The organism is bacterium (assembly GCA_030704665.1).
Lineage (GTDB): Bacteria > Patescibacteriota > Microgenomatia > Woykebacterales > RBG-16-39-9b > JAUYID01.
Genome location: JAUYID010000009.1, coordinates 39,454 through 63,937 on the forward strand (window position 1 = coordinate 39,454; position 24,484 = coordinate 63,937).

A 24,484-nucleotide genomic window follows, 5' to 3' on the forward strand; every position below is an offset into this window, starting at 1 on the left:
GAGAATCTAGATTCTCGATTTCTCGAGAATGACCCCTACTTTAGGCATGAAAAAACGGCCGGCCTGCGAAATGCACATCGTGCCTCGCAGTTGTGGATTTAACCACAGCCGACCGTCTTCGCTCTTCTCCAATTTCCGATCAGGACACCGACGCTGGTTCACCAGTCTCGATAGCGCCAGGTTCTACCAGACCGTCTCCCTCGAGGCGATGAACCACCAAGCCAAAGACGATAACCCGATCCAGCTCCATAGCAGCCAGACGCGCCGCCTCCGCGACTCTAATAGTCGGCTCGAGACCTAAACCCAGAAGTAACCTATCCGCAACTTCAACGAGCAGATCGACACTCCCAGTCCCAGACCAGGGGTAACCCTTGAAGATCGCCACTGCTTCCTTGAGCTCACTACGAACAATGGCAGGGTGGTTCTGGAAGAACATCATCCGGAAGGTCAGCTCAACCAGAAACTGGTTGATCACTGTGGCCCTGCGCAGCATCAGACTCAGCTTGTCGAACTGCTGCTCGTCGAGCTGGCCAGCGAGATGGGCGTTGATCAGGGTTGGCCCCACCCACTCTGGAAGGAGCTTACCGCTGATCACTCGGTAAACCAGGTCTTGCATCTGCCGAAAGTTGTCTGTAATCACAGTACGTTCTCCTTCTAGCTTTCCTCAAGTCTCCAGCTTCCACCAGGCTTGTCGTCTGAGTGCGACTAATAGTCGAGTGGGTTGCACTCGTAGCAGTCGCGCTCGTCGCCAGTGTGGATTTTCCCCGCAGCGATGTGAAATGCGTCTCGGTCATCGTCCTCGACCGGATACATCTCATCGAACACATCGTCGTCGCTGACGCCGTGCTCGATCGACTGAAGCTCAGCGATAATCGCTCTCCTGACGGACGGTGGTGTATCGGAGGCCGTCAGCCTGGCAGTGTTGTAGTCCCCTTCTTCAGGAACCCTACCACCAGTAATCTGATCCAGCCGCTCCCAGTAAGTTGCCAAAACGTTTCCCCTCTCACTCTCATGCGAGACTCTGGCTTTCCGCCAGGCTACTCGGTGTAGGTGACGATTGCAGTCAGGAAGATTGCTCGCCCGCCGCTTTGGAGCCACTGAACAGAGGCCCCCGGATGCTCAGCAACGAAGTTGTTCACTTCGTCCTGCAGCGTCTTCAAACGCTCTTCGTACTGACCCGCGTAACCATAGGTCGGACGACTAAACACTTGGAACATTTCCACCTTTCCCTTCTGGCTGTCGGTCTGAGTGACCATTCTTTCCTCCGCGTGTCTCTGGCTTCACGCCAGGCTAATCGGCAAAGATTCGGTCCGCTCGCACCAGGAATAGCACAAGGGCTGCGAAGCCCAGTGCATAGGTACCAGCGGCGAGCGTGACGATCCGATCCTTGTTGCCTATCGTGTCTGAAGGCCAGCCCAGAAGGCCAAAGACGGCGTTCACCACAAGGGCCAGTCCGGCTACGACGACTATGAGCATGACTGTAGACACGTACTTCTGCAAGAAGTTGCTGGTGATTACCATTGCCTGGCCTCTCGTCCTCTGACCTTGCGATCAAGCTACTGCTTGCCGTTGCCGCGTCGCCTTCGGTCCTGAGTTACAAGTCGCTCGAGGCGTGCTTGCACCTTGGGCGTGGCGTTCCTGCGTATCTGCGCATCCGAACGCGCCGCCGGTTTCTTGGACCGAGAAAACACAAGTCTCATAGGTTTGCCGAAATCCTTTTGATTTCAAAGAGCTGGGTGGATACAAGAGCGCAAAGCTTGTGCTCCTGCTTAAGCAAACCAACCTTGCGGCTGACTTTCTTAAGAAAATCAAAAAAGGCACCTGGTAACTGGTATCGATCTGTCCAAGACTTCAGGGCGGTTTTCGCAATGACAGTTCTACTTAAACATTCAATTCCAGTTACTAGATGCCTTATCTAAGTAACTACTATTCAGTTTTTAATAAAAGGATTATAACAAAGTGTAAAAGAAAAGTCAACTACTATGGGTCGTAGTTACTCTTTGGGGGTTTCTTCAGTACTCTCAGTGGCTTTCTCTTCTCCACCTTCGGCTGCTTCACCTTCTTCACCTTCACCTTTTTCGGCAATAGCCTCAACCGCTTCTGGGGAGACCACTTCCTCTTCAACTTCTTCTTTCATTTCCGCGGTTTGGACGGAAACAATCACTTCTTCAGGATCGTTTTGAATAGCGACTTTTTCTTTGTCGGCTTTCAAATCCTTGACGTGAATTGCTTGTCCCACCTCTTCAAGTTTATCCACCGAAACTTCAAAATTGTGGGGAATGTCAGCTGGCAAACACTCAACTTCAACTTCGTTCAGGGTTTGTAGAATCAAACCGACACCGGATTTTTCCGCTGGTGACTCACCTGCCAAAACAACTGGAACGTTGGTGACAATTTTTTCCTTGAGGTTCACTTCGTGGAAGTCAATGTGAATAACCGAGTCACTCTTGGGATCACGCTGAACACGGTGAACCAGTACTGGGTGTGTCTTTGAACCAACCGCAAGTTCGACTAGGCCGGTTTCCCCGACCTGACGGAAAGTTTTCTGAAATTCCTTTTTATCAACCTGAAGAGCCTCAGACTTAATTTCTTTACCAAAGAGGTTGGCTGGAATAATTCCGCTAGCACGCAGCCTCTTTACTTTTTTACCCAGATCGGTTCTTTCTTGAACGGTTAGTTTTATTTTATCCATAGAAGAGTACTTATTATCAACTATAAAAGGAGATCTTGCTAGAAGCAATTATATCCGGCTTGTCAATTGGTTGGTTTTAGTTAACTGAATCTGAGCCAAGGGAAACTCCTAGGTCAGTTTGGGCTTGGCGCGAGAAGCGCAGCGAGCGGTCCAGTCCGCGAATCGCGCTGGTTTTGAGTTTTTTTAACTCTTCTTTGATGTCCAGAACATCATCAGCGGTAATCGTTGAGTGCGGCAAATTTATTCGTGGGTTTTTAGCCTCCTGCTTCCTTTCGACCCCGTTGTGGCGAACCGCAGCCGCCAGCATCTGCTCCCGCTGACAATTGGGACAAACATAATGGGCAATCAGTGAATTTTTGTTTTCTGAGATGATCTCCAAAGACTTTGGGTCAAACGGAGCAGAACAAGTACAAACCCATTCCTTACCAAACTGTTCCTCAAATTGTTTAACTAAACTTTTTTTCATTGCTAGCTTCAATTTAAGTATAGCACGGGCCTCAAGGAGCTGTCGAGGCAGAGGCCTCGATACTCTCTAAACTTGTTTTTAGTGCTTCAGACACAGAGCTAGCAAGAGCTGCAATTTTCTGATTGAGACTTTTTAATTTAACTGCCTCAACCCCAAGACTGGGAGCCAGTTTGGAAGTTTTAACTTGATCCAAATTTGCCTCGGACAAATCCAAGTTCTGCTGGACCTCAACTAGAACTTGGCTTGTTTCACTGAGCTTTTCTCGGCCTTTTTCTACTTCTCCACTCTTGGTCAGCTCGTCAGCATCGATAATATTTTTTACTGCTTGAGCGGTCAATTCAACCGCCGTGGCAGAATTTTCAGTCGCCAAAAGATACTGCTCGTTGGCTCGATAAGTAGTTGCCTGACCGCTAATTTGGAAAAGCCAACGAATATTGGTCAAGTTTTGGTCCGCCGCGCGAGTTTTCTCCTGAACTGTCTTGATCAGGTCAATCGTCGTGGTAGTCTTGTCCTGATCCAAATTCTCACTTGCTTTAAGGAGATTTTTGCTCGCTTCCCGACTGTTCCAAACAAAGCTAATGAAGGGAACAGCGGTCGTCAAAAGGACTAGTGCTAGCGAAGAGGAGAAAATCAGTAAGCGCAAATGAGACCGGTTTTTTCCCTTCTCTTCCTTTTTGTAGATTTTTTCAGCTGGGCTCGTTGGCGCAAGAGCCAAATCGACCATCTTGGCTGGTACACCACGGAAGGCTTGGAAAGTACTACTCAAACCTTCGGCTAAATTGACACGCGGGTGCCACTTCAGTTTTTCTTTACTCCCCTCAAGATCGATTGGAGCCGGTGGCAGTTCAACACTGCTTGAAGCTTTGCTATGCTCAATTTCTAAATCCCCTGCTACCAAGCGCAAAGTCTCGGCCAAACCTAAGGCGGTTGTTTTTTCCGGATCGATGAGGTTAAAAATCTCCCCTTTAAAGTCTCCGGTAGCAATTTTGATCAAACCAAAAACCACGTCAGAAACGAAAGTTGGGTTTAAAGTGGTCAGCCCATCTCCCACGATGAGCAGCTTCTCACCCTCTTTGGCCGAAGCAATCAAGCTGGTCAGCTCCCCTTCTCCTTCCAAATTCATCCGTGGACCATAAACATCAAGGACACGAGCGATAGATGCTTCCAAAGAATAGTTTTTATAAAATTCGACCGTCAGAGCTTCGGCAAAGCGCTTGGCTTCGTGTTGGCTCATAATTGCTTCTTGCTTGCCCTCGCCAAAATAAATTTTTAGTGAACTAGAAGAAAAACTGCCTTGGTAAATATCGGCCGAGGAAACCAAGATAAACTTAGCTTTGTATTTTTTGGCTGTTTCCAGGAGATTGCGGGTGCCACTGGAGTTAACGAGCAGAGTTTCCAGAGAAAACTTTTGGTTTTGGCTTTGAGCTTCAAGGGAAGCCAAGTGGAAAATGACGTCCAAACCCTCTACCCCTTCGAGAAAATCCAAGGGGTGGGTGATATCAGCTTCGATGAAATGGAAGTTCGGGTTGACCAGAAGGTCCTTGATGGTTTCTTTACTTCCCGTACTGAGATTGTCAGCGCAAAAAACTCGCCAGTTTTGATTTAACAAAGCTTCGCAGAGATGCGAGCCAATGAAACCGGCTCCCCCTGCCACCAGAGCAGTTTGAGTGTTTTCTTTTGAGAATTCTGGTTTTTCTTTTTTGGGTTCGGCAGTCATTTTTTTGTTGCTAACTTCAGGCCATTTTAGTGAAAAACTTTTTTCTGCGCAACAACTATTATTCTATCTCTTTAGAGAAGTCTTGTCTTGAGTCCAAGGTGAGGTTTACTGCCCGATCAGCCTGGTAGTTTTTCTCTCTCGGTACGTGAGTATACGAAACCTGTGTAAATTTTCCTTCCAGTTCTCGTATTTGCTCGACCAAAGGACCTAGATTGGGGGCCTTGATTTTGAAGAGCCCATTCAACTGCTGAACCACTAGATTCGAATCTAAAAAGAACTCAACCTGAGCTCTTCCTGGTTCAGCAAAGTTAAGGGCCTGTTTCAAACCCAAAATCACACCTTGATATTCGGCGTAATTGTTGGTATTAATCCCTAAATATTTACCGCACAATAACCGCAGTTTTTCCGCAGGAATTTCCAAAAAAACTCCGGCTGCAGCTGGGCCCGGGTTACCCCGTGCACCCCCGTCGGAAAATATCGTTATCCTTTTGGGACTGACAACCATTTAATTCTTGGTGGTAATGACAATATGGCGCTCTGCGCCTTCGTCCTGGGAAACTGCTTCCAAATCAGAGTCTTCTGAAAAGAGAAGGTGGACAAAGCGTCTTTGTGAAGCTGGCATTGGTGGTAAACTGGCGGGTTGGCCAGTTTCTTTTACTTTAGTAGTGGCCTGCTCTACCAAACTACGCAGAGCTTCCTCTCTTTCGCCCTTCCAACCCCCAACGTCAAGGTCCACATGCAGCCACTCTTCGGGCGCTAGTTTTTTATTGACCACTAAACTAAGGAGCAGCTGTAGTGATTCCAGCGTTTCACCGTGAAAGCCAATGAGAATTCCTAAATTTTCCCCGAGAATTTTTACAACAACCCGATCGCTTTGCTTCTCTACCTCCAAATCGGCTTGGATACCGAGGTTACCAACAAATTCAGAGGCGATGTCTTTTATTTTTTGTTCCAAACTATCCATGACTTTAGGCCTCCCCATCCGGCAATATAGTATTGCTGGAATATACCAAAAACCGTACTGACAAGCCAGTAGAGAAAGATTCCCGCTGGTAAAACGTTGGCCCACAAAAGTAAGAAGGCGGGGAAAAGATAGACGAGCTGACCCTGACTCGCCTGCAAGGCTTCAGCAAAATCCTTTTTTTCTGCCTTTTCTTCCTTAGAGTCTTCTTTGTGGGTTTTGACTGGCTCGGGCAAAGTCATTTTTGCTTGCAGCAAAGTTGCCACCGCGGTCAGAGCTACCAACAAGCCGGGCAATTTAAAGGGAACGCCTTGCACGGTCCAAGTATCAAAGCGGGCTAAATCAAAATAGAGAAAGTGGGTTTCGACCCCAGCTTTGAGGATATGTTGCAAACTTGTAAAAAGCAGAAAGGCGATGGCAATTTGAACTAAAGGAGCCAGACAACCAGTAGCGGGGTTGAGCCCGGCCTCACGGTAGAGTTTAGTTTGCTCTTCCATGTGTTTAGCTTTGTTGTGACCATGTTTTTTCTTAATCTCATCAAGTTTGGGCTTAAGATCCCGCATTTTTTGGGTATAGCTCAAACTACTTTTCAAAAAAGGGTGGAAAACAGCTCTCGAAACAATACCAATGAAAATGATCGTCAAGCCGAGGTTGTTAAAAAGAATTTTGTTTATTGCTAGTAGTAAATCTACAAAAAGATTAATCATTTGACTGGGTCAAAACCCCCTTTCGAAAATGGGTTACAAGAAAGAATTCTTTTTGAACCCAAAAAAGTTCCTCTTATGATACCATACTTATCAATTGCTTCATAAGTATACTGGGAGCAACTTGGGTAATAGCGGCAAACTTTCTTTCCCCCCATCAAAACTTTCAGCATTCCAGTATCAAAGGAGAGATATTTTTGGTAAAACCTGATGCAAACTAGTGCGAATTTCCTCATAACTAGACTCAATAATAGTCGGATAGCCAATAAAAATAAAGTCAAAACCAGAAGGAAGGTCTCCAATTTTTTCCTGGACCGCCTCGGTCAGTCTCCTCTTGGCGAGATTCCTTTTGCTCGCCTTACCCAGCTTGCCGGTCAACAAAAAACCAAATCGAGAGGCGGCCAATTTGTTCTTTTTGACGAGAATTTTGAACAGCTTGGTCGAAAACTCCCGATCAGAATAGCGGTAACGCCATTTGGCCTGCGCTAAATTTAGTCTTTGTTCTGAAGGCAACATTTTAGAGGGAAAGCTTTTTTCTCTTTGAGGAGCGACGTGCCTTGATGATGGCTCGACCAGTGCGCGTGGCCATGCGGGCCAAAAAGCCGTGCTTGCGAGCTCTTTTTACTTTTTTGGGTTGATAAGTTCTTTTTGGCATTTCGGGGCTTAGTATACTGAGAGAAAGAATTAGTGTCAACTTTGCTTAAATTTTCTGAGACAAAAATTATATAGAAAGCAATAGTTTTATTGTCTTGCCAACCTTTGTTTCCGGCGCCTATGATAGTAGAACTTTTGAGGGCTTCCCTTTCTTAGGGTGAATTTCAAAATTTAAATCTAGCCTCTGCCTAAAGGAACTAATGGATCAACACCGTGTTTGGGAATCAGTTCTCGCCGAACTGAGGATAAATCTTTCTAGTGCCAACTATCAAACTTGGTTCAGGGGGAAGACGCAAATTCTTGCCATCAATGAGCGCCTAGTAGAAATTGGCTGCCAAAGCTCTTTCGTTCGGGACTGGCTTGAACAGAGATATTACGAGCAAATCAAGGTTTCCCTGGAAAGATTACTCGAGAAAAACGTCAATTTAGTTTTCAGTGTCAGCCCTCTGACTGATGTGGTGGCAGTCAAAGGCAAAGCAAAACTTTCTGATTCTGAACCGCCTCTTTTTACCTCGAACAAAAACTTGGACAAAGAAGAGCAGGAACGGGTAGCTCAGGCTGGGCTCAACCCCAATTATACTTTTGCAAACTTCGTCGTGGGCGGCAGCAACCAGCTTGCCTATGCAGTGGCGGAGGCGATCAGCAAAAAACCAGGGTCGGAATACAACCCTTATTTTATCTACGGCGGGGTCGGGGTCGGCAAGACCCACTTGATGCAGGCAATCGGTGGTGCAGTTTTGGCAACCAAGCCTGGCCTTAGAGTTTTTTACTGCACAGCAGAACGATTCACCAACGAGTTGATTGAGTCGATTCAAATGCGGAAAACCGCCGCTTTCCGAAATCGTTATCGCAGTATTGACCTTTTGATGATTGATGATGTCCAGTTCATCGCGGGAAGAGAAAGCACTCAGGAAGAGTTTTTCCACACCTTTAACGCGCTCTATTCAAACGGCAAGCAAGTCGTTCTGACTTCTGACCGACCTCCCGCGGAAATAAAAAAGCTTGAAGAGCGGCTGCGCAGCCGCTTTGAAGGGGGAATGATTTCTGACATCCAAAGCCCTGATGTTGACTTGAAAGAAGCGATTCTGCTCTCCAAGTGCCGCCTCCAAAACCAGGAGATTCCCGCAGAAGTCCTCCACTTTCTGGCGTTGGCCAGCGCGGGTAGTGTTCGGGATCTTGAGGGTTGTTTGGTCCGGCTAATTACCCGCTCAAAAATGAGCGGGGAAGCTTACAGTCTCGAACTAGCGAAAAAAATTGTTGGCGACAAGATTGTTGAGCGCCGCCCCAACTCGGCGCGGAAGGTAGTCGAGCTGGTAGCTAGCTTCTTCGACGTCAAACAAGGGGATCTCAAAGGCTCAAGCCGGCAAGCACGTTTTGTTTTACCGCGACAGATTGCCATGTATCTTCTGCGCAAGGATCTAGGGTTGCCTTTAGAAAAGGTTGCTGAAATCCTAGGGAAAAAAGACCACACGACCGTAATTCACGGTGTGGACAAAGTAGAAAAGAATGTGGTTAACTCAGAGATGTTAGCTTCTTGGCTGCGCCAGCTCCGCGAACAACTCTCTGACGGCTAAGAGACTTTTGTACTGTTTCTGTCCACAAAACTGTTCACAAAAAGCGTCTTTGTTTTGCACACCAATCCGGCTAAGGCTAGCAAGCGTCTGGTAGCACGCCTGCTTGCTGGGTTTTTTCAACAAAACCACACTAACTAATATAACTACTAATTAAGTTGTTTAATAATTATTAATAGTAGATGAAAACCACCATTTTAAAAGAAGATTTGGCAAAAGCGCTCAACTTGGTTTCTCGAATTGTTTCTCCCAGACCAAGCTTGCCAGTGTTAAATAACGTTTTGCTCTCAGTAACCAAAGAGGGTGTTACTTTATCAGCCACCAACCTAGAAACCTCAATAAAAGTTAAAGCTCCGGCCAAAACAAGTTTGGAGGGATCAACCACAGTTCCGGCCAAGGTCTTCGGAGAGTTTATCAATAGTCTAAAGGAAGAAAAGCTGGACCTGGTTTTGGAAAAGGAGAACCTTGAGGTAGTCGGTGAAGCCACCAAAGCACAACTGGCGACAATTAATCCTTTGGAGTTTCCCGCCTTGCCGGAAATAAGGAAAGAAGAAACCGAAGTGTTGGAAAGCGCCGAGTTGGTTGAGGCAATTAACCAGGTGGTTTTTGCTGCCTCTGTTGATGAAGCCAGACCGATCCTGACTGGTGTTTTGCTCCGAGAAGAAAAGGGAGGCTTACTTTTTGTTGCCACCGATGGCTATCGGTTAGCAAAAAAGGAAACGAAAATTAAAACTAACTTAAAGGAGATGGTCGTACCGGCTAAGTCTTTACTAGAAGTTGCCAAGCTCATTACCGAGATGGGTGAGGAGGAAATCAGGTTGGGGCTTTTGGGAGAGAAAAACCAAGTGGTCTTTGTGGGCAACAACTTCGAGCTCTCTACCCGAGTTTTGGATGGGGCTTTTCCCAACTTCGAGCAAATTGTTCCCAAAAAGCTTATTCTGGAAACAAAGCTGGACCGGGAGGGCCTCAGCGAGGCGGTCCGCCAAACAGCGGTTCTAGCCAAGGATTTAGGTAGTGTAGTCCAGATCGAAGCAAAACCGGGTAAGGAAATAGTCTTGAGCGCCAAGACCGCACAGCTTGGTCAAGCTACTACCAGACTGAGCGGCGAGGTCAGCGGGGAGGCAGTAAGCGTGGCCTTAAACTCAAGGTTTTTGTTGGAGGGTCTGTCCAACTTTAAAGCAAAGGAGATAAGCTTTGACCTTAGTGGAGCAACTAGCCCGGCGCTGCTTTCCGACAAAAAAGACCCAAGCTTTATCTACATTGTCATGCCGGTTCGGGTCCAAGGTTAATGTTGGCCAGTCTTGAAATAACCAACTTCCGTAATCTCAAAAACTCTAAACTGGAGTTTGCCAAAACCTTAAACATTTTTTATGGGGACAACGCTCAGGGAAAAACCAATCTCCTCGAGGCGATTTTCCTAATTAGCACGGGTAAGTCCTTCAAATCCGAAGTTGATCGGGAACTGATCGCCTGGGGACAAACCTCAGCCCGAGTCGTTGCTCAAGCACCACCTCTAGAGATAGAACTAACGATAAATGAGACAAACAAAAGACTGCTCGTCAACCGCCAGAGCCGGCGTCTGATTGAGCTAGTGGGCGAGTTTTTAGTGGTTTTGTTTGCTCCCGAGGATTTAAGTCTGGTCTACGGCGCCCCAAGTCAGAGAAGAGCTTGGATCAACAGCCTGATCTCTCGTGTCGATCGCAAGTACCTCTTTAATTTAGGTAAGTTTAACCAGGTAATCAAAAACCGCAATCGGGTCCTTCTCTCGCTAAACCAAGGAGGCAGCCCGGATCTAGGAGTTTGGGATGAACAGTTTATCAAACTCTCAGTCGATCTTTGGGTCAGCCGGCAAGAATATCTCGCTAAGGTGAACAGCTTTTTAAAACAAATTGCCCCGAAGCTCGGAGTCAGCAAAATTACCGTTGAGTACCATCCGCAACTTGCAGTCAAAGACGCAAAATCGTTAAAGGCAGTTTTGACCAAAGAGCTCGAAAAACGAAGAAGAGAGGAGGTAGCCCGCGCGCAGACTGTTTTGGGTCCCCACCGCGACGACTTTAAACTCATTTTTGAACAAATTGAGAGCGAGAAGGTTTTGACCAAGGATGTTTCTGTCTTTGGTTCCCGCGGTGAGCAGAGAACCGGAGTGCTCAGCCTGAAACTAGCAGAAATTGAGCTGATTGAAATGATCAAAGGTAAAAGACCGACGTTACTTTTGGATGACGTTTTAAGTGAATTTGACAAAAAACACCGAGAAATGATTCAAGGGTTGCTTTATCGCCAGCAAAGTTTTATTACCACTACCGCGACCGACCTGCTCGATAAAAAACTTTTGAGCAAGGCAAAACTCTTTCAGCTTAAAACTGGGCAAGTTGAGGCTGGCTAACGCTCCAGGGGGTGGTAGGGCACCTTTTGTTTGGTGTTGAGGCTGACCTGGGTGGTCGTCTCTGATTTGAGTTCGACCGGAGCTGGTTTGGCCTCTTCCGGTTTTGGTTCTCGGGCCGGTGGCGCCTCAACTTCCTTTGGAGCCAAGGGTGTTTCTTGCCTCTCCTCCGCTTTGACTGGGAGCGCTGGTCCCGTTTCTCTAGCCAGTTTGGGGGCGGGGGGTATCTCCCCGCGTTCCAGTTTTTCCAGCAGGGCTGGGTCCTCTCGTCCCAGACGACGCAGTTTTTCTAGCTCCTTTGGGTTGGAGGTGATCAGAACGTGCTCGTGTTCGGCAGCCTGGACGCGGATAGCGACATGGTTTGCGCCAGCAAAGAAAAGACCCTCCCCGATATCAGCGCTGAGAAGCAGATTCTTCTCCCCCTCGGAAAGGTAGAAAACGGCCGAGACTTCGTTTATCGAAGCCGGTGACTGTTTGAGAAGAATTTGGATTGAGGAGTTGGTTACGATCGCCTTACCGTAATCAGTGTTGAGGAAATCTTCCACGTCTTGGGTGATGGTTGTCAAACCAAGGAAATACTTACGGGCTCTTTTAGCAATCGAGTACATGAAAGAAGCAGAATCAGGATGTTTCATCAGGTACCAAGCTTCATCAACGACGAGAATTCTGCGCTTGCGGTCCTTTTTGATCCGAGTCCAAATGTAGTCAAGAATGATAAACATGGCAATCGGCCGCAGTTCGTCCTCCAGATCCCGTATCGAGAAGACCGTGAAAGTGTTTTTAATATCAACTGTGCTTTGTTGATCAAAAATTCCAGAAAGAGAACCTTTGATGAATTTTTCGAGCCTTTCCGCCATGGATTTGGCTTCGGGTTCGGCCATGTTTTGCAGAACCGAGTAAAGGTCTTCCATGACCGGAGATTCACTTGTTTGGGTGGTTGGATCTGGAGTGATTCCTTTCTGTTTGTAAGTAAGAATCAAGGCCCGGTCAAGGACAGCGTCTTCGGTTGAAGTGAGTTTCCCCAGAATGACCCGAAAAAGGGAATGCAGGGAAAGAATCTTAAGCCCTAGTTCGTTTTCGCCTTCCTCGTAAACTCCGGAGAGGTCGAAGGGGTTAATTTTAGCCTCAGTTTCTGTAGCAAACTTGATGTACTCCCCACCAATGGCTTTACAGAGCTCGCCATACTCTTCTTCTGGGTCGATAACGATGACTTCAGTGCCAAACATTAAACTGCGCAGAGTTTCCAGCTTGACCATGTAGCTTTTCCCCGCCCCAGACTTGGCAAAAACGACGCTATTAGCGTTTTCCAAAGTGAAACGATCAAAAATAATTAAAGAGCCGTTGTGCTCATTGATACCGTACATGATTCCTTCGTTGGCAGTTAGCTCTGAAGAAGTAAAGGGAAAGGTTGTTGCCAAGCTCGTGGTGTCCATGTTGCGGGTAACAAAAAGCTTGTCACTAAAAGTGGGTAAGGTAGCCCGAAAGCCATCTTCTTGTTGAAGAGTAGCGTGTTTGGTGACCACCAGCAAAGAGCCTAGGGTCGACTCGACCTGCTTGGTGATGGAGTTGAGCTCCTCCAGAGATTCAGCTGGGATGGTGATATAAAAAGACATTTGAAAAAAGCGTTCAATACCCGCCGCTAGTTGCTCCTGCAGAGATTGGGCGTCTTCCAAGGCAACACGAACAGCCGGATCAACCACCCGACCAGCTTCCAGGTCACTTTGAACAGTTGCCTCCATCTCGGCAATTTTGTGGCGCAGGTCGTCAAGGATCCCCTTTGATTCTACGGGGTAGCAGTAAAAACAAAGGTCCAGGGTGTGGTCAAAGTTAATAATTGGGGCAAGCCAATTAGCCCCGACAAAACGAGGGTAGCCGGAAACAAAGAGAGTTCGAAAGTAAAGATCCCCTAGTTTAAGGTTGTCAAAATCAACTTCAAGCGCCGGTGGAGCGATAATATCTTTAACATCGACCATCCCCGCTCCCAAAGTCTTAGAAATTTTGTTCCTCGTTTTCGCAAGCTCTATTTCCTGAGGAGAAGGAGTTTTTTTCTTCGGGAGGAGAGAAAATTTCATTGCTGCTCCCCCCCTTTTGCTTGGTTGATGACCGGTTCGAGAGCGGGTTGAACAATGGGGGTGGTGTATTCTTGGGTTGAAAGAGCTGCTTTTTGTTCTCGAGCCACTTCTGGGTTGTAAAGATCGTAGAAAAGCTCGACCAGCTCTTCCGTCGCGAGCTGTTTGCCTTTGATCCCAATACGGTTGAGTTGTTTGACGAGATGAGCGATTTTTGGGGCTAAGTTTATCTTAGCTTTTTCGAGAGTACTCCACTTGTTCCCCACCACAGTTTTTTTTGGGAAAAGAGCTGGTGGTTTGATTTGCGATAAATCTCCTGAGAAATAGGGGACTACTACATAAAAACGCTTGTCGAGAACTTGATTGCGAGAAACCAGATCGCGGACAAACCGAGAGTAAAGGTCAATCTGTCCCGCCAAACGCTCATTTTTGGTTTCTGCTTTGGCTCCATCCAAGAGTTTGAGGTAGTTGGAAATATCCATCCTTTTGGACCGCACAATGATCTGAATTGGAAAGGTCAGTGAGTTCAAAAGAGCTGCATAAGCAAAGATCATTGCGTCTTGCTCGGATTCGCTTAAAAGGTCAAAATTGACCGCGTTGGTCTGAAGGATAGCCGCTGCTCCTCCGTTTTTCAAAATGATCAGATCATCGCGAATGTCTTCGACATCGAGGTGTTCTTGAGTTGTCGGAAGTCTTTTTGCTTTGGACATTTTAAATTGCCTTGATTTCAATTGGCTTCATGATTTCCCCGCCTAATTGAACTTGGGTAATGTCGAATTCCAAACTATCTTTTTCAAGCTCAATATTGTAAGTCCCGTTGGGTAGAGGAGTGGAGATCACAAATTGACCAATTTTGTTGGATTTTAGAGCCCGAACCGGCTCCCCCTTCTCATCTTTGATAATCATGACTGCTCCAGAAACGAGTAAACCCCCCTTGTCGCGAACAATCCCATTGACGACATTGGGGAAGGAAACTTTGGGCGGAATCATTTTTCCAAAAGCCGGCTGGGCAGCTACAACATTCCTCCCCCGCGCTTTCTTGGCCCTTTCCTTCTCGGCGAGAGCCTTTACTTCCTCTGCAATTTTGGCTTTCTGAACTACCAATTCTTTTTGTCTTTCGGTCGCCGCTTCCCCTTCGTTTCTGGCCTTTAGCTCACTTTCCCGAATTTTTTTGTCGATCTGCTCGTTGAGAAGGTGAACTTCGGCCGCAATTCTCTGTTTTTCACCTTGATATTGAAGCCCCTCGTATTGAACCATGATATCTGCTTGGTGCTCCAAATTTTTTAAAGTATCAGACAACTTGTCCCGCTCCCCTTCGGAGAGCTGCTCTCGGCCCAGTTTGGCAAGTTTGCCTTCTGCCACAATGGTATCTTTTTGAATTTCTTGGCGATCGGCGCGGTGGGCCAAAACTTTCGGATCGACCGGAGTTTTAACGGGTTCGGCAATTTGGGCCGCCTGTTTTTCTGAAATTATTACCGGGTTGTTGATGACAAGAGGTGGCTGGGTGGGGCCCATTTTACTCATATCGAGGTTCTTGGATGTTTCTTCCAGGTTGCCCGGGAGTTTGATTACTTCTTGACCAGTCTTTTCTTCAGAAGCCTCGAGTTTAACTTCTTTTGGCTCGGTTTGTTTTTCTTCAACCACTTTAGGAGGGCTTGGAGGTACTAGTTGCGGGTTTTCCCCGCTTGGTTTTTCGACAGCCTCAGTTTCTAGGGCCGTTTTGGTAGGTTGTGGGCTTTCGGGGGCTTTAACGGCGGGTTCTTTGACCGCCTCAACACTTGTACTAGCTAGCGCGCTTACTGGGTTCTGTTCAGCTACTTCGGGAAGTAATTCTTTTTGAGCCGGGATATTTATTGGGGTATAAGAAGCCTTGGTCAGCTCAGAGGGTTTTTTTGAAAGCTCAATCAGTTTCTCGGCCAAAGGCGGTAGTTTGGCTAGGGACTCAAGTGGCGAGCCCTTGGTTTCGGTCGAGGGCCCGAGCGGACGCACTTCAGAGACCACAACCTCCTTGGGCTCAAATTTAATTTTTTGACTTGGAGGGGTCGGCTCTGCCTTGAGAGTTGGCGGCAGGCTAATTTGTTTGTTAGGTTGGGGCAACTCGCGCCCTTCTTCTTTGGGGGGTGCTGCTGGGAGAGGGTTTGGTGTCTTGGTTTCGGGTTGAGCGGAAGCGCCCAGCCCCGCAGTTGGGTTTTTGGTCTCCTCGAGCCGTGGTTCAGGCGTTTTTGTTGCCGGCAAGCTACCAACAACTGGCTTGGGAGCTGGCTGGTTGACGGCGACGGTCTTGGCGGAAACAGGAAGAGCCTGAGAAGCTGCTTGAGCCACGGCCTGTTTTTGGTTTCGTTGACTCAAAAGACTGCGGGCAGCCTGGGTAGTTTTGGTTAGCTCGGAAAGCAGTTTGCTGCGGTCAGCCAAAGGGGAAATCTGACTTTTGAAGCTTGGGGCCGGGACGCCCAAGTAGATAGGAGCTGTTTGCGGCTCGAGTAGGGGCCTGGCAGCGGCCTGAACTTGGGAACCAATTCCAGCCTGCAAGCTCTCCGGAAACTCAAAGACACGCTCACCGCGAACGGGCAAAATTGCTTGGCCATTAAGAGCAACAGGACGAAGGTAACGAGGTTGGCTATTGTTGACACCTCTGACATAGACTAGCTTCCGACCCATCTTGACGGTGGCGACGGGGTTGAAGCCAACTTCGGAGGCAATTTTTGGTTTATCCTCTTTAGTCTCACTGATAGTCCGCGCCTTTTCGGTCGGTGAAAAACGATGCAGGGTGGGGATGTGAACAAAGGTACGCAGCTTTGCCGCAGCTTTGGTCAGAACCTCATTGCTCATTTAGAAGCCTCCAAATCATCTGCGCCAAGAGGGGGTAAAACTTGTCCTGGTGGGGAAGATTTAATTTCTGAGGTCATCTGGGCGACTTGTTGGCTGAGCTGCCCTAGTCTTTTTTCCTCTTCCACATCAAGAGCCGATTTGGCTCCGAGGTGGTGGTGAGAAACCAAATACTGGTTAAGTTTGGCCCTGTCGGAGTGGGCAATTGGCTTTGGTCCTTGCTGATGTTGGAGATAGATGGAAAACTCAGGAGCTAAGAAGCCGAGCTCAACTGGCTCTTTGCGCCAAACTCGCTGGGTTGGAGTATAGACGGAGCGGACAAAAGCAACAAGCCAACGATCGAAAGGAATGTCGTTTATCGGCAAAAAAGCAAGCGCCAAGCCCAGAGGACCGATTAGAAAGATGAGTAAAAAGCGAACTATTATATACAGAGGTATGAGATAAATAACAAAGCAGAGAATACCCGCAGCCGCCAAATAACCAAACTGACGAATGGTCAGAAAACCAACTAATTTAAATTCAAACCCAGTTATGTTCTGCGGGACAGGATGAGACTGCATACTTTTTTGTTTAAAACTCGGGAAGCGAGTTTTTCCTTGCTTTGTCACTTCTTTCGGCGAAAAAATCTCGATAAATCAGGCCAAAAGAGACATTAAGTAAGTTAATTGCTTCTCTCTTCTTTTGATCGCAAGCATAATTATGCTGTTCTTTAGCCTCAAAAGCAAGTGCTTCAAAGTAGTTCTAACTAGCTATAAAGATAACCCTGATTCGGGCCTTTTCCGCAGCAAAATTAGCGAAGAAAGTCTTTAGGCCTTCGAGGTCCCAAGCTCGAAGAGCGCAAGCTTTTCTTGATTTAGCTCTCAAGAAAAGCTTATAGTCTTGACTTTTAGCTTCAGTCGAGTTATAATAGCTCAAACTAAAAACCGGCTAAGGTAGACCCCGGAAAAATAGTCTGACAGAAATGAAAAAGACATTTAAGCTTCAGAAACAGAAAGCTAGAGCCAATCCCCAGCAATGGGGTCTTTCGGCATAAGGCTGAAAGAACGGGCTCTGGCAATCAGCAATGATCACCAGAGCCCGTTTTTTGTTGAGTAGCCCTTTTACAATTAAAGAGTTAGAAAATTGTTCACCTCAAAGTGCGCGAGAGCCTTGGGGGAAAGATGGAAGCTGAGCTTAGAAAATGGCCTCTAGTAGCGAAAAAAGAGCTAAACTAGTTGTAATAGGCAGCCTAGAGCTTGCTTTTATCTTCCCCCCAATGCGCTGTTGCTTTTATGCACTCGCTTGGGGATCAACTTCACTTACACGTCTGGCTTTCAGGCTAGTACGTTTTGATCCACAACAACGAGTTGCATAGCAACAAGAGCAGCACTGGGAGGTGCAAAATGACAGACGGTATCGATGACGCAACTCCTGATGAGGGACTAACACCTCAGGAAGAAGCGATTCTCCGTGGAAAGGAAGCTGCTTGGCTGACTGACTACGGCTATCTAGCTGGCGAGGGGACCCCCTACGCCAACGACAATCAGCATCTGCTTCACCTCGGGTGGAGGGACAGCAGTAATAACTACGATCGAGTCATGAGTATGGAAATGATTCAGCGTCGGTACCACTCGAAGCTGGTCTTTTTCGCAGTAACTCGAGAAGCCAAGTTCTCAGTACAGCAGCAGTTTCGTACTACTGAAGGGGGAATCCAACGCCCCTTGTATGTCTCGTCCGAGTGGTATGTCTGGGAGTACAAGAAAACTGACGGACCCACACATGACGAAAAGGGTTGGCCTCTCAAAAGAGAAAGCAGACGGGTTCCAGCACAGGCAACGGATCAAGGGGCTTTTAGGGAGCCTAGTACTACTTTGGACATTCAGAAGGCCGATAGGGACCGTGATGGCACTCCGATAGTCGCCACCGGTTCTGTATTCATGGGGTGGAAGTACAACTTCCAGCCTGTGGGCGACGCCGACATTCGGGCCGAAGACAGCAAGGTCTACGCACGAGTTCAGAGGATCTGGAACAATACCGGCAAGCTACCGAGTGTACTTCAGACGGGTGAGGAGAAGACGATTAAGAACGACCTTCTCCAGCTTCTGAAGGACCTTAAAGAATTGACCGGTGAGGACTGGAGTACCAAGGGCAATCCCAACGAGGCCAATCGCCGTGTCATTATGGAGCGGCGCTGGATACTCGGCCGGAACCACCCCGAGACTTACCAACAGCATCTTCGGGTGCTGGGTGGCAAGATCCCAGAGGAGTACTTCTTCGCTGAGTACAACGAGCTCCGCCGGCAGAAGGCCCGCAATATGGACCGCCCGCTGGAAGAGCAGGATCGTGTTCGCGATCCCTACTCGGCCAGCCTGAAACACCTGCTCGACAAGCGGGTCGACGGACGGATCGTTTACGCGGGAACTCCAGAGTATGATGAGGCTCGCGGTAGACTGATTCCCGAGATCAGGATCACTCTGCTCAATGACCACGGCCTCTCAACCTTGGCCGAGTACAATATCACGCAGAAGTACCTGATCAACGGCTACACTTTCGAAAGAACCTGGGAGTGGCAGCAGAACATGCGGGCGAAGGCTCTTCAACGAGCTAGCCTCAGGGTTAAGCTGCCGAAGAGTCACCCACTCCACTTGTCCCCGAACGCAGTGGGGGATTTTGTGGACGATTATCCTGAAGGTCGAACCTTCTGGATAACTCCATCCTGCAGCGACGCTTTTGTACGTTCCTTGGCAAATCAGATTCGCACCGATTACCGGGAAGAGCTTCCGGAAGGTGTCGAATTCACTCGGGACGAAGGCGGTCGTGAAGTGATGCGTCGGCTCCCGTCATTGCGAAACCAAGGCGGGGAAGAGGAGAAGCAGTTCTCCGATGAGTTGAACGCAGATATCCTCACCGCCACGTCAATAACGACCCTGGCGGATAAGAAGTGCCGTAACGTCAACGCCTTCGCGCATATTGTGAAGAGCTGTCGTATCACTCGGGACGGTCAAGCTGACTTTACCGAGGCGAAAGAGGTACGTCTCACGATCGAGGAGGATCGTGATAAGCAGAGGCGTAATGAAGATCAAGTACAAACTCGAACTCTAACCATGGCTTATGATGCTGGTCAGCTCGACCAGAATCGCCCTGGCCAGGCACGAGATCGAGGAATTGGTGGTCCGCGCAGCGCAGAGCCGTGGATTGCTGATCCAAAGTTCCGCCTCAATTGGTGTCTCTTGTACAAGCAGAGGCGAGACCCGAGAACAGGCAAGATTCTGCGCAACGATCTAGGCAACCCTCTTTGGGAGCCACGCTACAGCTCAGAGGATGGGGCTCGTGCCTCGGTAATGATACAGAGAGCACTTGCGAACCCAGCCACAGATGTTGTGGTACCGACTCAAGAAGAGGCCGTCAAGAAGGCCTGGAAGAAGCGCTGCGACGAGAACCTCTTCGTGGCCCAGTTCGTTCAGGATCCCTACTACGACCGGCGGCCCGCGGACACGGCCATCGCTACCAACCTGATCGGTCGCAAGACCAGTATCACGGGTGGGGTGAAGCTAAATATTACGGGGGCCACCAAGGCTGCCAACGGCAAGGGCTACACCTTCGACGATCTTCTCAAGGATCTGCCGGGGCTACGTAACTACTTGCCGAACGACTACGATCAGAACGGAGCCTTCGATGGCAAGCTCGATGAGGAATTTTACATCCTTCAACTCGAGCTCATGTTCTACATCGACCCTCGCTATGTTGCCAAGATTCACAAGGGTTCGTGGAGTTGGTATCTCTTCCACGAGCAGAACATGCGTGTCACACGCATCAGCGAGGACCTGCGTGCCACCCGAGCCAATTTCCTGCGTCAGCAGGACGTTGCCTGGGGGATGTGGGCTGGACAATCGCCGAAGGGGATGGTGCTACACTGTGACGAGACGCTTAGCACCGACATCCACAACGGGATTTTCAACCCGTTGCCGGACTTGCAGAAGGCTGCCAACGGCTACCCCGGCATTCACATGCCGAACGTAATCATGGTGGCTCCAGATGGGCAGAAGTGGAACCTTCAGGACCGGCCCAGGAAAGACTTCGAAGATGCTTACACACCGCTCAACTGGAGAGCTCACGAGCATATCGGCAGAGGAGAGGCAGACGACACCTTCATTGGTTACGCGACTGCTTTCTCGACCAGTACCTTCACCGGACTAGCTCACTCTGGCCTGGGGCGGCGTCTGGGTGATACAGAGGCGGAAACCTATCTCGTTCGTGCTCAGGGTAGGCAGTCTTGGGTGAATGGAGTAGTTCCGGCTCTCAAGTCCCACGCTGAGGCAGTCTCAGCCTTTGGGACCGGTGACCTGAACGAGAATGATTGGATGAGGTCTGCTCTTGATAGCGGTAAGGTGACTGGCGAGTGGTTTAAGTCCACAGGACAGTTGTTCTGGAAGGGCGAGAAGGTTCAGGAGGTCAAGATCCTCCACACTGCCGAATACATCAAGGACCACTCCTACCCAGACAATCCTCGCGATGCTCACGAGCTGGCGAAGATGATCTGGGAACGCCGTATTGACGGGAAAGGTTACCGCTATGGTTGGGAAGAGGTTGAGGCGGAAGCAATACGGATTCTCTTTGGTGGTCAGCGACCGGCTCAGTTGAACCCGCATGGCCGCTGGAGGCTGAACGCGATCTACTGGGCTTACCGAACTACCCGCCATTTCCGTGCGGTCTCACTGACCAGCGAGGAGGAGAGGAGTCACGAACGGCCGGTAATCCATTTAGCAGCGGCTTAGGTTAGAAGGGAAGAGTATGTAAGGAGAGAGAAGGGTCCTCGGACAAAAGCACACTACAAGTGCGTCCGGGGGCCTTTTTCTTTGGCTAAATTAGGTGTTTTCGTTGTCAGGCGGAGTGTTATTAGGTGGGTTTTGGCGAAGAGTACGACCAATACTTCTTAGGTGTTCTGCAGCTTCACGAGCAGCAGCGTTCAGATCATGAATTCCCTCCACGTCGCCCATATTGACAGGGGGTCTAGAAGTATCACCTTGACCTCCACCTGCAGCGGCGCCCGCTCCCTGAGCCCCCTGTTCACGGTCAGCTGCCGGAACTGCCGCACCTGCGTTTGCCTCTGATCTAGATTTCCAGCGTTTAGTTGGGTCTTGGAAGACTGTGTTGCCGACACTAGTTACAAGATTATCCAATTTCCCCGCTCCGGGGATGCCTATTCCAGCTTTATTAGCACCCAGCCGCCCTGCAGTAAAAGGTATCTTGAAATTGCTGATTCTTTCAGTAATAGGTTTAATTGAGTTTATCGGACTTGTCCTTGGGTTGGTAAGGTTAGTGTAAGCACTCACTGGAGCAAAGATCAGAGGGCCGGCGGAGAGACCACCGCGAGTAGTGTCTTTGACACCAAAGAGATCTTGAAGAGCATTGGGGACTTTGGTAGCAAAGAAAAGAATCCCGATCCCAATCAAATAGGGTAGATTTAAAATATTGGAACCAATTGGAGGCGGAACCTTGATGGGATCATTGCCCGGACCTATTTGTACCCACCAAGAGGAAAACCACATGAAACTGAGAGCTAGGTGCATGAGGAGCACAACTGCCGGAAAGGCTAGGGCGGCCGCCGCCATACGTTTGAACCAATTACTGATGATGCTTTCATAGCCGGGGAGAGCTCCGGCCAGGAAAAAGAAAGGGCTGAAGATGATGAGGAGAAGCATGCTGGCATAAGTAGTCAGCAGTTTCCAAAAAAGCCAGACCGCGACTGCAAAAGCTGAGAGGCGGATCAGTATATCAATCAGGGGGATGACGATAGTCAGCAGAATAGAGGCTGAGATGCCAATAGCGGCAACTCCACCTAAAACTGGTATATGACCGCCAATGGCGTTGTAATCAATGAAACTGTTAGTACTAAAAAGAGTAAAGACCGGAATCCAGATCAGTTCACCACCGGCTTTGGTCGAAAGGACATTGAAGACCCCGTTGAGGACACCATTGGAGTAATAGTCACGGACTATATTGACGGAAAGAAAAATAAAATCAAGAAAGAGCCCGGAGATTGCAAAGCTAAAGACAATCAGAAAAAGAGCAAGGACGACTCGGGGTAGCGAGTTGAGAACAGAAACCACGTTTTTGTCTGGCAGGCGACGGCGGAAGATGATCATGACGCTGATAGCGAGCATGACTAGAACCATGAAGATGAGAGCCAGTTGGCGCGCCTTGGCCCAAGTATCTTTGACGATAGCGGTATCAATTGAGTCCGGACCGACGCCGCCTTGGGCATTGGCCGAGCCGATTCCCAGAAGATTATCTTTGAGCGCGTCAGCCACATAAGAGCCCGGGCTTTGGTAAGGAATAGCTTTGTAGACTCCACCAATGGCTATATCAGCCACCATGAAAACGTTGTATTCATCTGGGGAGTTCAGAAAAGCATTGTTGTTACAGAAAGGCAGGTCGATTAGGGGAATTGTGCAAACAGATTTGCCCATAATTTTTAATGCCACGGCAATCCCACCCTGAACTGCTAGGTAAAATAGATCAACTATGTTTCCCTTCAGCCAACCGAAAATAGTTCCCGGCAAATCAGTTACTCCGTTGTAGGCATCTTGAACTGCTCCGCAGGCCTTACCAATTCCTGGAGCCTTACAGGGATTGAGAATTCCTGGAAGTTCCGCTCTTTGGTCGCTGGGAGCTAGGGCGGTTGAGCTGTCCGTCAGCGAAGAAGAGGAATTCGTCTCGTCATTCGTATTTTGGTAGGAAGGAAGCGCTTGATTTGAGGTTTTCGTCTGAGTGGATAAGTTTAGTTGAGTAGGATCTGCTTCGACTGCAAGAGCAGGGACAGCAGAAACCAGACTAAAAAATACCAAGAGATAGCCAAAGAGAAGTTTTTGCAGTAAACCTTTTTTGAACATAGGCAGTGACTAAAGTATAAAACACTTTTGCTCTTGTTTGCAACCAAGGCCTTGGTTGTAAATCAGGGAAAAGAGCCCTAAAATGGAAGAAGGTAAGATACTGCCATGAGCCATTTTTTTGACGACCCAGAAGAACAAGCCCAAAATGAGCAAAGAGAACAGCTTGGTGAAGAAGCCCTTGATCGCGGTGTTGAAAAAGCCGCCAAAGGCCTAGAAAAAAAAGCCGCTGCCGGTCGTGCTACTACTGCTGCTGGTAAGGCCGGGGTTGAGGCAGGTGAAGCTGCCGGAGAGCGGGGAGCCCTCACCGCCGGCGGAAAAGCAGGTGCTGAGGCAGTCGGTAGGACTGGTGCGGCGGTGGCCGAAACAGCCGCAATTGAGGCAGCCGAAGAAGGAGTTGCCGCGGCGGCTACTCCTGAAACCTTTGGTATAAGTGAAGCAATCATGCTCGCCTATCTGGCAGCGAAAAAACTGCCGGTGCTTGGAAGTCTGATCAAAGGCGGAGAAAGAGCGCTTGCTAAGATCCTTGAGGTAGTAGTTTGGCCAATTGCGGGTTTTTGTATTACTTGCTGCGGAGCCTGCCTTGTTTGTTGTCTAGCTCCGGCTGCACTTGTGGCGGCTGTAATAGCTTTGCTTGTTTTCGGAGTGATGAATTTGTATGACGCTGTCCGTCCTTCGGCATCTGAAGCAGGGGGTGGTACCTATACCCCCCCGACGATAAGTGTCTCCAAAACCGCGAGTCCGGTTTTCATTGTGAAATGTGCTTCTGGCACGGCCGCTGATGTCGAGTACCGGATTACGGTTCAAAACAACTCAGATTCTGATCAGACGGTTTCCATTACAGACTCTTTTGATGATGAGCCGAGTTTGGGAACAGTGAGAACCTTTAGCGGAGTCGATATCGCCCAAGGAGAGACTTGGGTTTCCCCGGTTATTAAGGTGAGGATGCCGAGTACTTGTGATGAAAGAGTTGTTGTTAACACCGTCCGAGTCAATGGGGGTGGTAGCCTAGCCAGCACGGTAGCTTTTGTTACCATTGGAAACCCCGTCAATGCTCCACCTCAAGGCTGTCCAATCGTAGGAACAATTTTTACTCCTTTGGGAATAAATATTCCCGGCTACACTTACTTCGGCGGAACCCACTACGGTATGGATATTTCTGACACTGCCGGTACTGCTCTTGGTTCACCGGTGCATAGTACTTTGACCGGCAGTGCAGTTGCTTCAGTTGGGAGGGCGGGAAATCAAATTGTCACCGTGACCAGCCCGGACGGGGTCTGGCAAGTGAAGTTTTTGCATCTCGCCGTTGGAACTACGGTCAGTGGTCCAGTAGTGGTAGGCCAGGTGATCGGAACTGAAGATAACACCGGGGTTTCGGGCGGAACTCATGTTCACTACGAAATTTACAAAAATGGTGCTATCCAAAACCCTTTCAACTACACTCCTTCGACCAACGCTTTGGGTTACATTCCAGATATCGACCCGGGCACGGGCTTGCCAGACTACGCCGGTGTCAGCGACCCTGGTACTTGGGGAACTTGTAACGCTCTACCACCGGGGTCGTAATGAATTGTT

General features: G+C 48.7%; 23 protein-coding genes. 5 read left to right on the top strand and 18 right to left on the bottom strand.

What is annotated here, in order from left to right:
• Positions 1 to 139 precede the first annotated feature (139 nt).
• From Q8P13_00365 to rpmH, 13 genes are all read right to left on the bottom strand, one after another.
• Positions 140 to 640, bottom strand: coding sequence for a hypothetical protein (locus Q8P13_00365; GenBank protein ID MDP2670912.1), 501 nt, complete (start codon positions 638 to 640; stop codon positions 140 to 142).
• 65 nt (positions 641 to 705) lie between these two features.
• On the bottom strand, positions 706 to 990 hold the full coding sequence (locus Q8P13_00370; protein ID MDP2670913.1) for a hypothetical protein: 285 nt from the start codon (positions 988 to 990) through the stop codon (positions 706 to 708).
• Positions 991 to 1,037: 47 nt separating this feature from the next.
• Positions 1,038 to 1,256 carry a hypothetical protein gene (locus Q8P13_00375; protein ID MDP2670914.1) on the bottom strand — a complete coding sequence of 73 codons (219 nt, stop codon included), beginning with the start codon at positions 1,254 to 1,256 and terminating at the stop codon, positions 1,038 to 1,040.
• Positions 1,257 to 1,290: 34 nt separating this feature from the next.
• Positions 1,291 to 1,521 (bottom strand): hypothetical protein, encoded by a 231-nt coding sequence (locus tag Q8P13_00380; protein ID MDP2670915.1) that lies wholly within the window; start codon positions 1,519 to 1,521, stop codon positions 1,291 to 1,293.
• 472 nt (positions 1,522 to 1,993) lie between these two features.
• Complete coding sequence (locus Q8P13_00385; protein ID MDP2670916.1) at positions 1,994 to 2,692, bottom strand: 50S ribosomal protein L25; 699 nt, start codon at positions 2,690 to 2,692, stop codon at positions 1,994 to 1,996.
• 76 nt (positions 2,693 to 2,768) lie between these two features.
• Positions 2,769 to 3,158, bottom strand: a complete 390-nt coding sequence (locus Q8P13_00390) for a hypothetical protein (GenBank protein ID MDP2670917.1) — start codon at positions 3,156 to 3,158, stop codon at positions 2,769 to 2,771.
• Positions 3,159 to 3,189: 31 nt separating this feature from the next.
• Positions 3,190 to 4,875, bottom strand: a complete 1,686-nt coding sequence (locus Q8P13_00395; protein ID MDP2670918.1) for an NAD-dependent epimerase/dehydratase family protein — start codon at positions 4,873 to 4,875, stop codon at positions 3,190 to 3,192.
• Positions 4,876 to 4,933: 58 nt separating this feature from the next.
• On the bottom strand, positions 4,934 to 5,380 hold the full coding sequence (locus tag Q8P13_00400; protein MDP2670919.1) for a ribonuclease HI family protein: 447 nt from the start codon (positions 5,378 to 5,380) through the stop codon (positions 4,934 to 4,936).
• Entirely contained in the window at positions 5,381 to 5,839 is a 459-nt protein-coding gene (locus Q8P13_00405) for a R3H domain-containing nucleic acid-binding protein (protein MDP2670920.1), read from the bottom strand.
• The gene (locus tag Q8P13_00410) at positions 5,815 to 6,543 is read right to left on the bottom strand and encodes a YidC/Oxa1 family membrane protein insertase (GenBank protein MDP2670921.1); all 729 of its coding nucleotides are present in this window, start codon (positions 6,541 to 6,543) and stop codon (positions 5,815 to 5,817) included. Before Q8P13_00410 ends, Q8P13_00405 begins: the two co-directional genes overlap by 25 nt.
• On the bottom strand, positions 6,540 to 6,776 hold the full coding sequence (yidD, locus tag Q8P13_00415; protein ID MDP2670922.1) for a membrane protein insertion efficiency factor YidD: 237 nt from the start codon (positions 6,774 to 6,776) through the stop codon (positions 6,540 to 6,542). Before yidD ends, Q8P13_00410 begins: the two co-directional genes overlap by 4 nt.
• Entirely contained in the window at positions 6,721 to 7,056 is a 336-nt protein-coding gene (gene rnpA, locus Q8P13_00420) for a ribonuclease P protein component (protein MDP2670923.1), read from the bottom strand. Before rnpA ends, yidD begins: the two co-directional genes overlap by 56 nt.
• A 1-nt stretch (position 7,057) precedes the next feature.
• Entirely contained in the window at positions 7,058 to 7,195 is a 138-nt protein-coding gene (gene rpmH / locus Q8P13_00425) for a 50S ribosomal protein L34 (GenBank protein MDP2670924.1), read from the bottom strand.
• Between the two features lie 199 nt (positions 7,196 to 7,394).
• Here rpmH and dnaA point away from each other — a divergent pair, with 199 nt between their 5' ends.
• The 3 genes from dnaA to recF all read left to right on the top strand — a co-directional run bounded on the left by dnaA (position 7,395) and on the right by recF (position 11,148).
• On the top strand, positions 7,395 to 8,768 hold the full coding sequence (dnaA, locus tag Q8P13_00430; protein ID MDP2670925.1) for a chromosomal replication initiator protein DnaA: 1,374 nt from the start codon (positions 7,395 to 7,397) through the stop codon (positions 8,766 to 8,768).
• Positions 8,769 to 8,947: 179 nt separating this feature from the next.
• Positions 8,948 to 10,054 carry a DNA polymerase III subunit beta gene (gene dnaN / locus Q8P13_00435; protein MDP2670926.1) on the top strand — a complete coding sequence of 369 codons (1,107 nt, stop codon included), beginning with the start codon at positions 8,948 to 8,950 and terminating at the stop codon, positions 10,052 to 10,054.
• A complete protein-coding gene (gene recF / locus Q8P13_00440) occupies positions 10,054 to 11,148 on the top strand; it encodes a DNA replication/repair protein RecF (GenBank protein ID MDP2670927.1) in 1,095 nt (364 codons plus the stop codon). The genes dnaN and recF overlap by 1 nt, the downstream gene beginning before the upstream one ends.
• On the opposite strand, the gene Q8P13_00445 is transcribed toward recF, so the two are convergent.
• The 4 genes from Q8P13_00445 to Q8P13_00460 are packed head-to-tail and all read right to left on the bottom strand — an operon-like array spanning position 11,145 to position 16,600.
• Positions 11,145 to 13,217 carry an ATP-binding protein gene (locus Q8P13_00445; GenBank protein MDP2670928.1) on the bottom strand — a complete coding sequence of 691 codons (2,073 nt, stop codon included), beginning with the start codon at positions 13,215 to 13,217 and terminating at the stop codon, positions 11,145 to 11,147. The genes recF and Q8P13_00445 overlap by 4 nt on opposite strands.
• Complete coding sequence (locus Q8P13_00450) at positions 13,214 to 13,924, bottom strand: hypothetical protein (protein ID MDP2670929.1); 711 nt, start codon at positions 13,922 to 13,924, stop codon at positions 13,214 to 13,216. Before Q8P13_00450 ends, Q8P13_00445 begins: the two co-directional genes overlap by 4 nt.
• Before the next feature lies 1 nt (position 13,925).
• Positions 13,926 to 16,043 (bottom strand): hypothetical protein, encoded by a 2,118-nt coding sequence (locus Q8P13_00455; GenBank protein ID MDP2670930.1) that lies wholly within the window; start codon positions 16,041 to 16,043, stop codon positions 13,926 to 13,928.
• A complete protein-coding gene (locus Q8P13_00460; GenBank protein MDP2670931.1) occupies positions 16,040 to 16,600 on the bottom strand; it encodes a PrgI family protein in 561 nt (186 codons plus the stop codon). Before Q8P13_00460 ends, Q8P13_00455 begins: the two co-directional genes overlap by 4 nt.
• An 822-nt stretch (positions 16,601 to 17,422) precedes the next feature.
• On the opposite strand from Q8P13_00460, the gene Q8P13_00465 reads away from it, so the two are divergent.
• Positions 17,423 to 20,794, top strand: coding sequence for a hypothetical protein (locus Q8P13_00465; GenBank protein ID MDP2670932.1), 3,372 nt, complete (start codon positions 17,423 to 17,425; stop codon positions 20,792 to 20,794).
• A gap of 90 nt (positions 20,795 to 20,884) precedes the next feature.
• Here the strand turns inward: Q8P13_00465 and Q8P13_00470 are convergent, their stop codons facing one another.
• A complete protein-coding gene (locus Q8P13_00470; protein MDP2670933.1) occupies positions 20,885 to 22,912 on the bottom strand; it encodes a hypothetical protein in 2,028 nt (675 codons plus the stop codon).
• 105 nt (positions 22,913 to 23,017) lie between these two features.
• Between Q8P13_00470 and Q8P13_00475 the strand changes: the two genes are divergently transcribed.
• Complete coding sequence (locus tag Q8P13_00475; GenBank protein ID MDP2670934.1) at positions 23,018 to 24,475, top strand: M23 family metallopeptidase; 1,458 nt, start codon at positions 23,018 to 23,020, stop codon at positions 24,473 to 24,475.
• Positions 24,476 to 24,484: the final 9 nt, after the last annotated feature.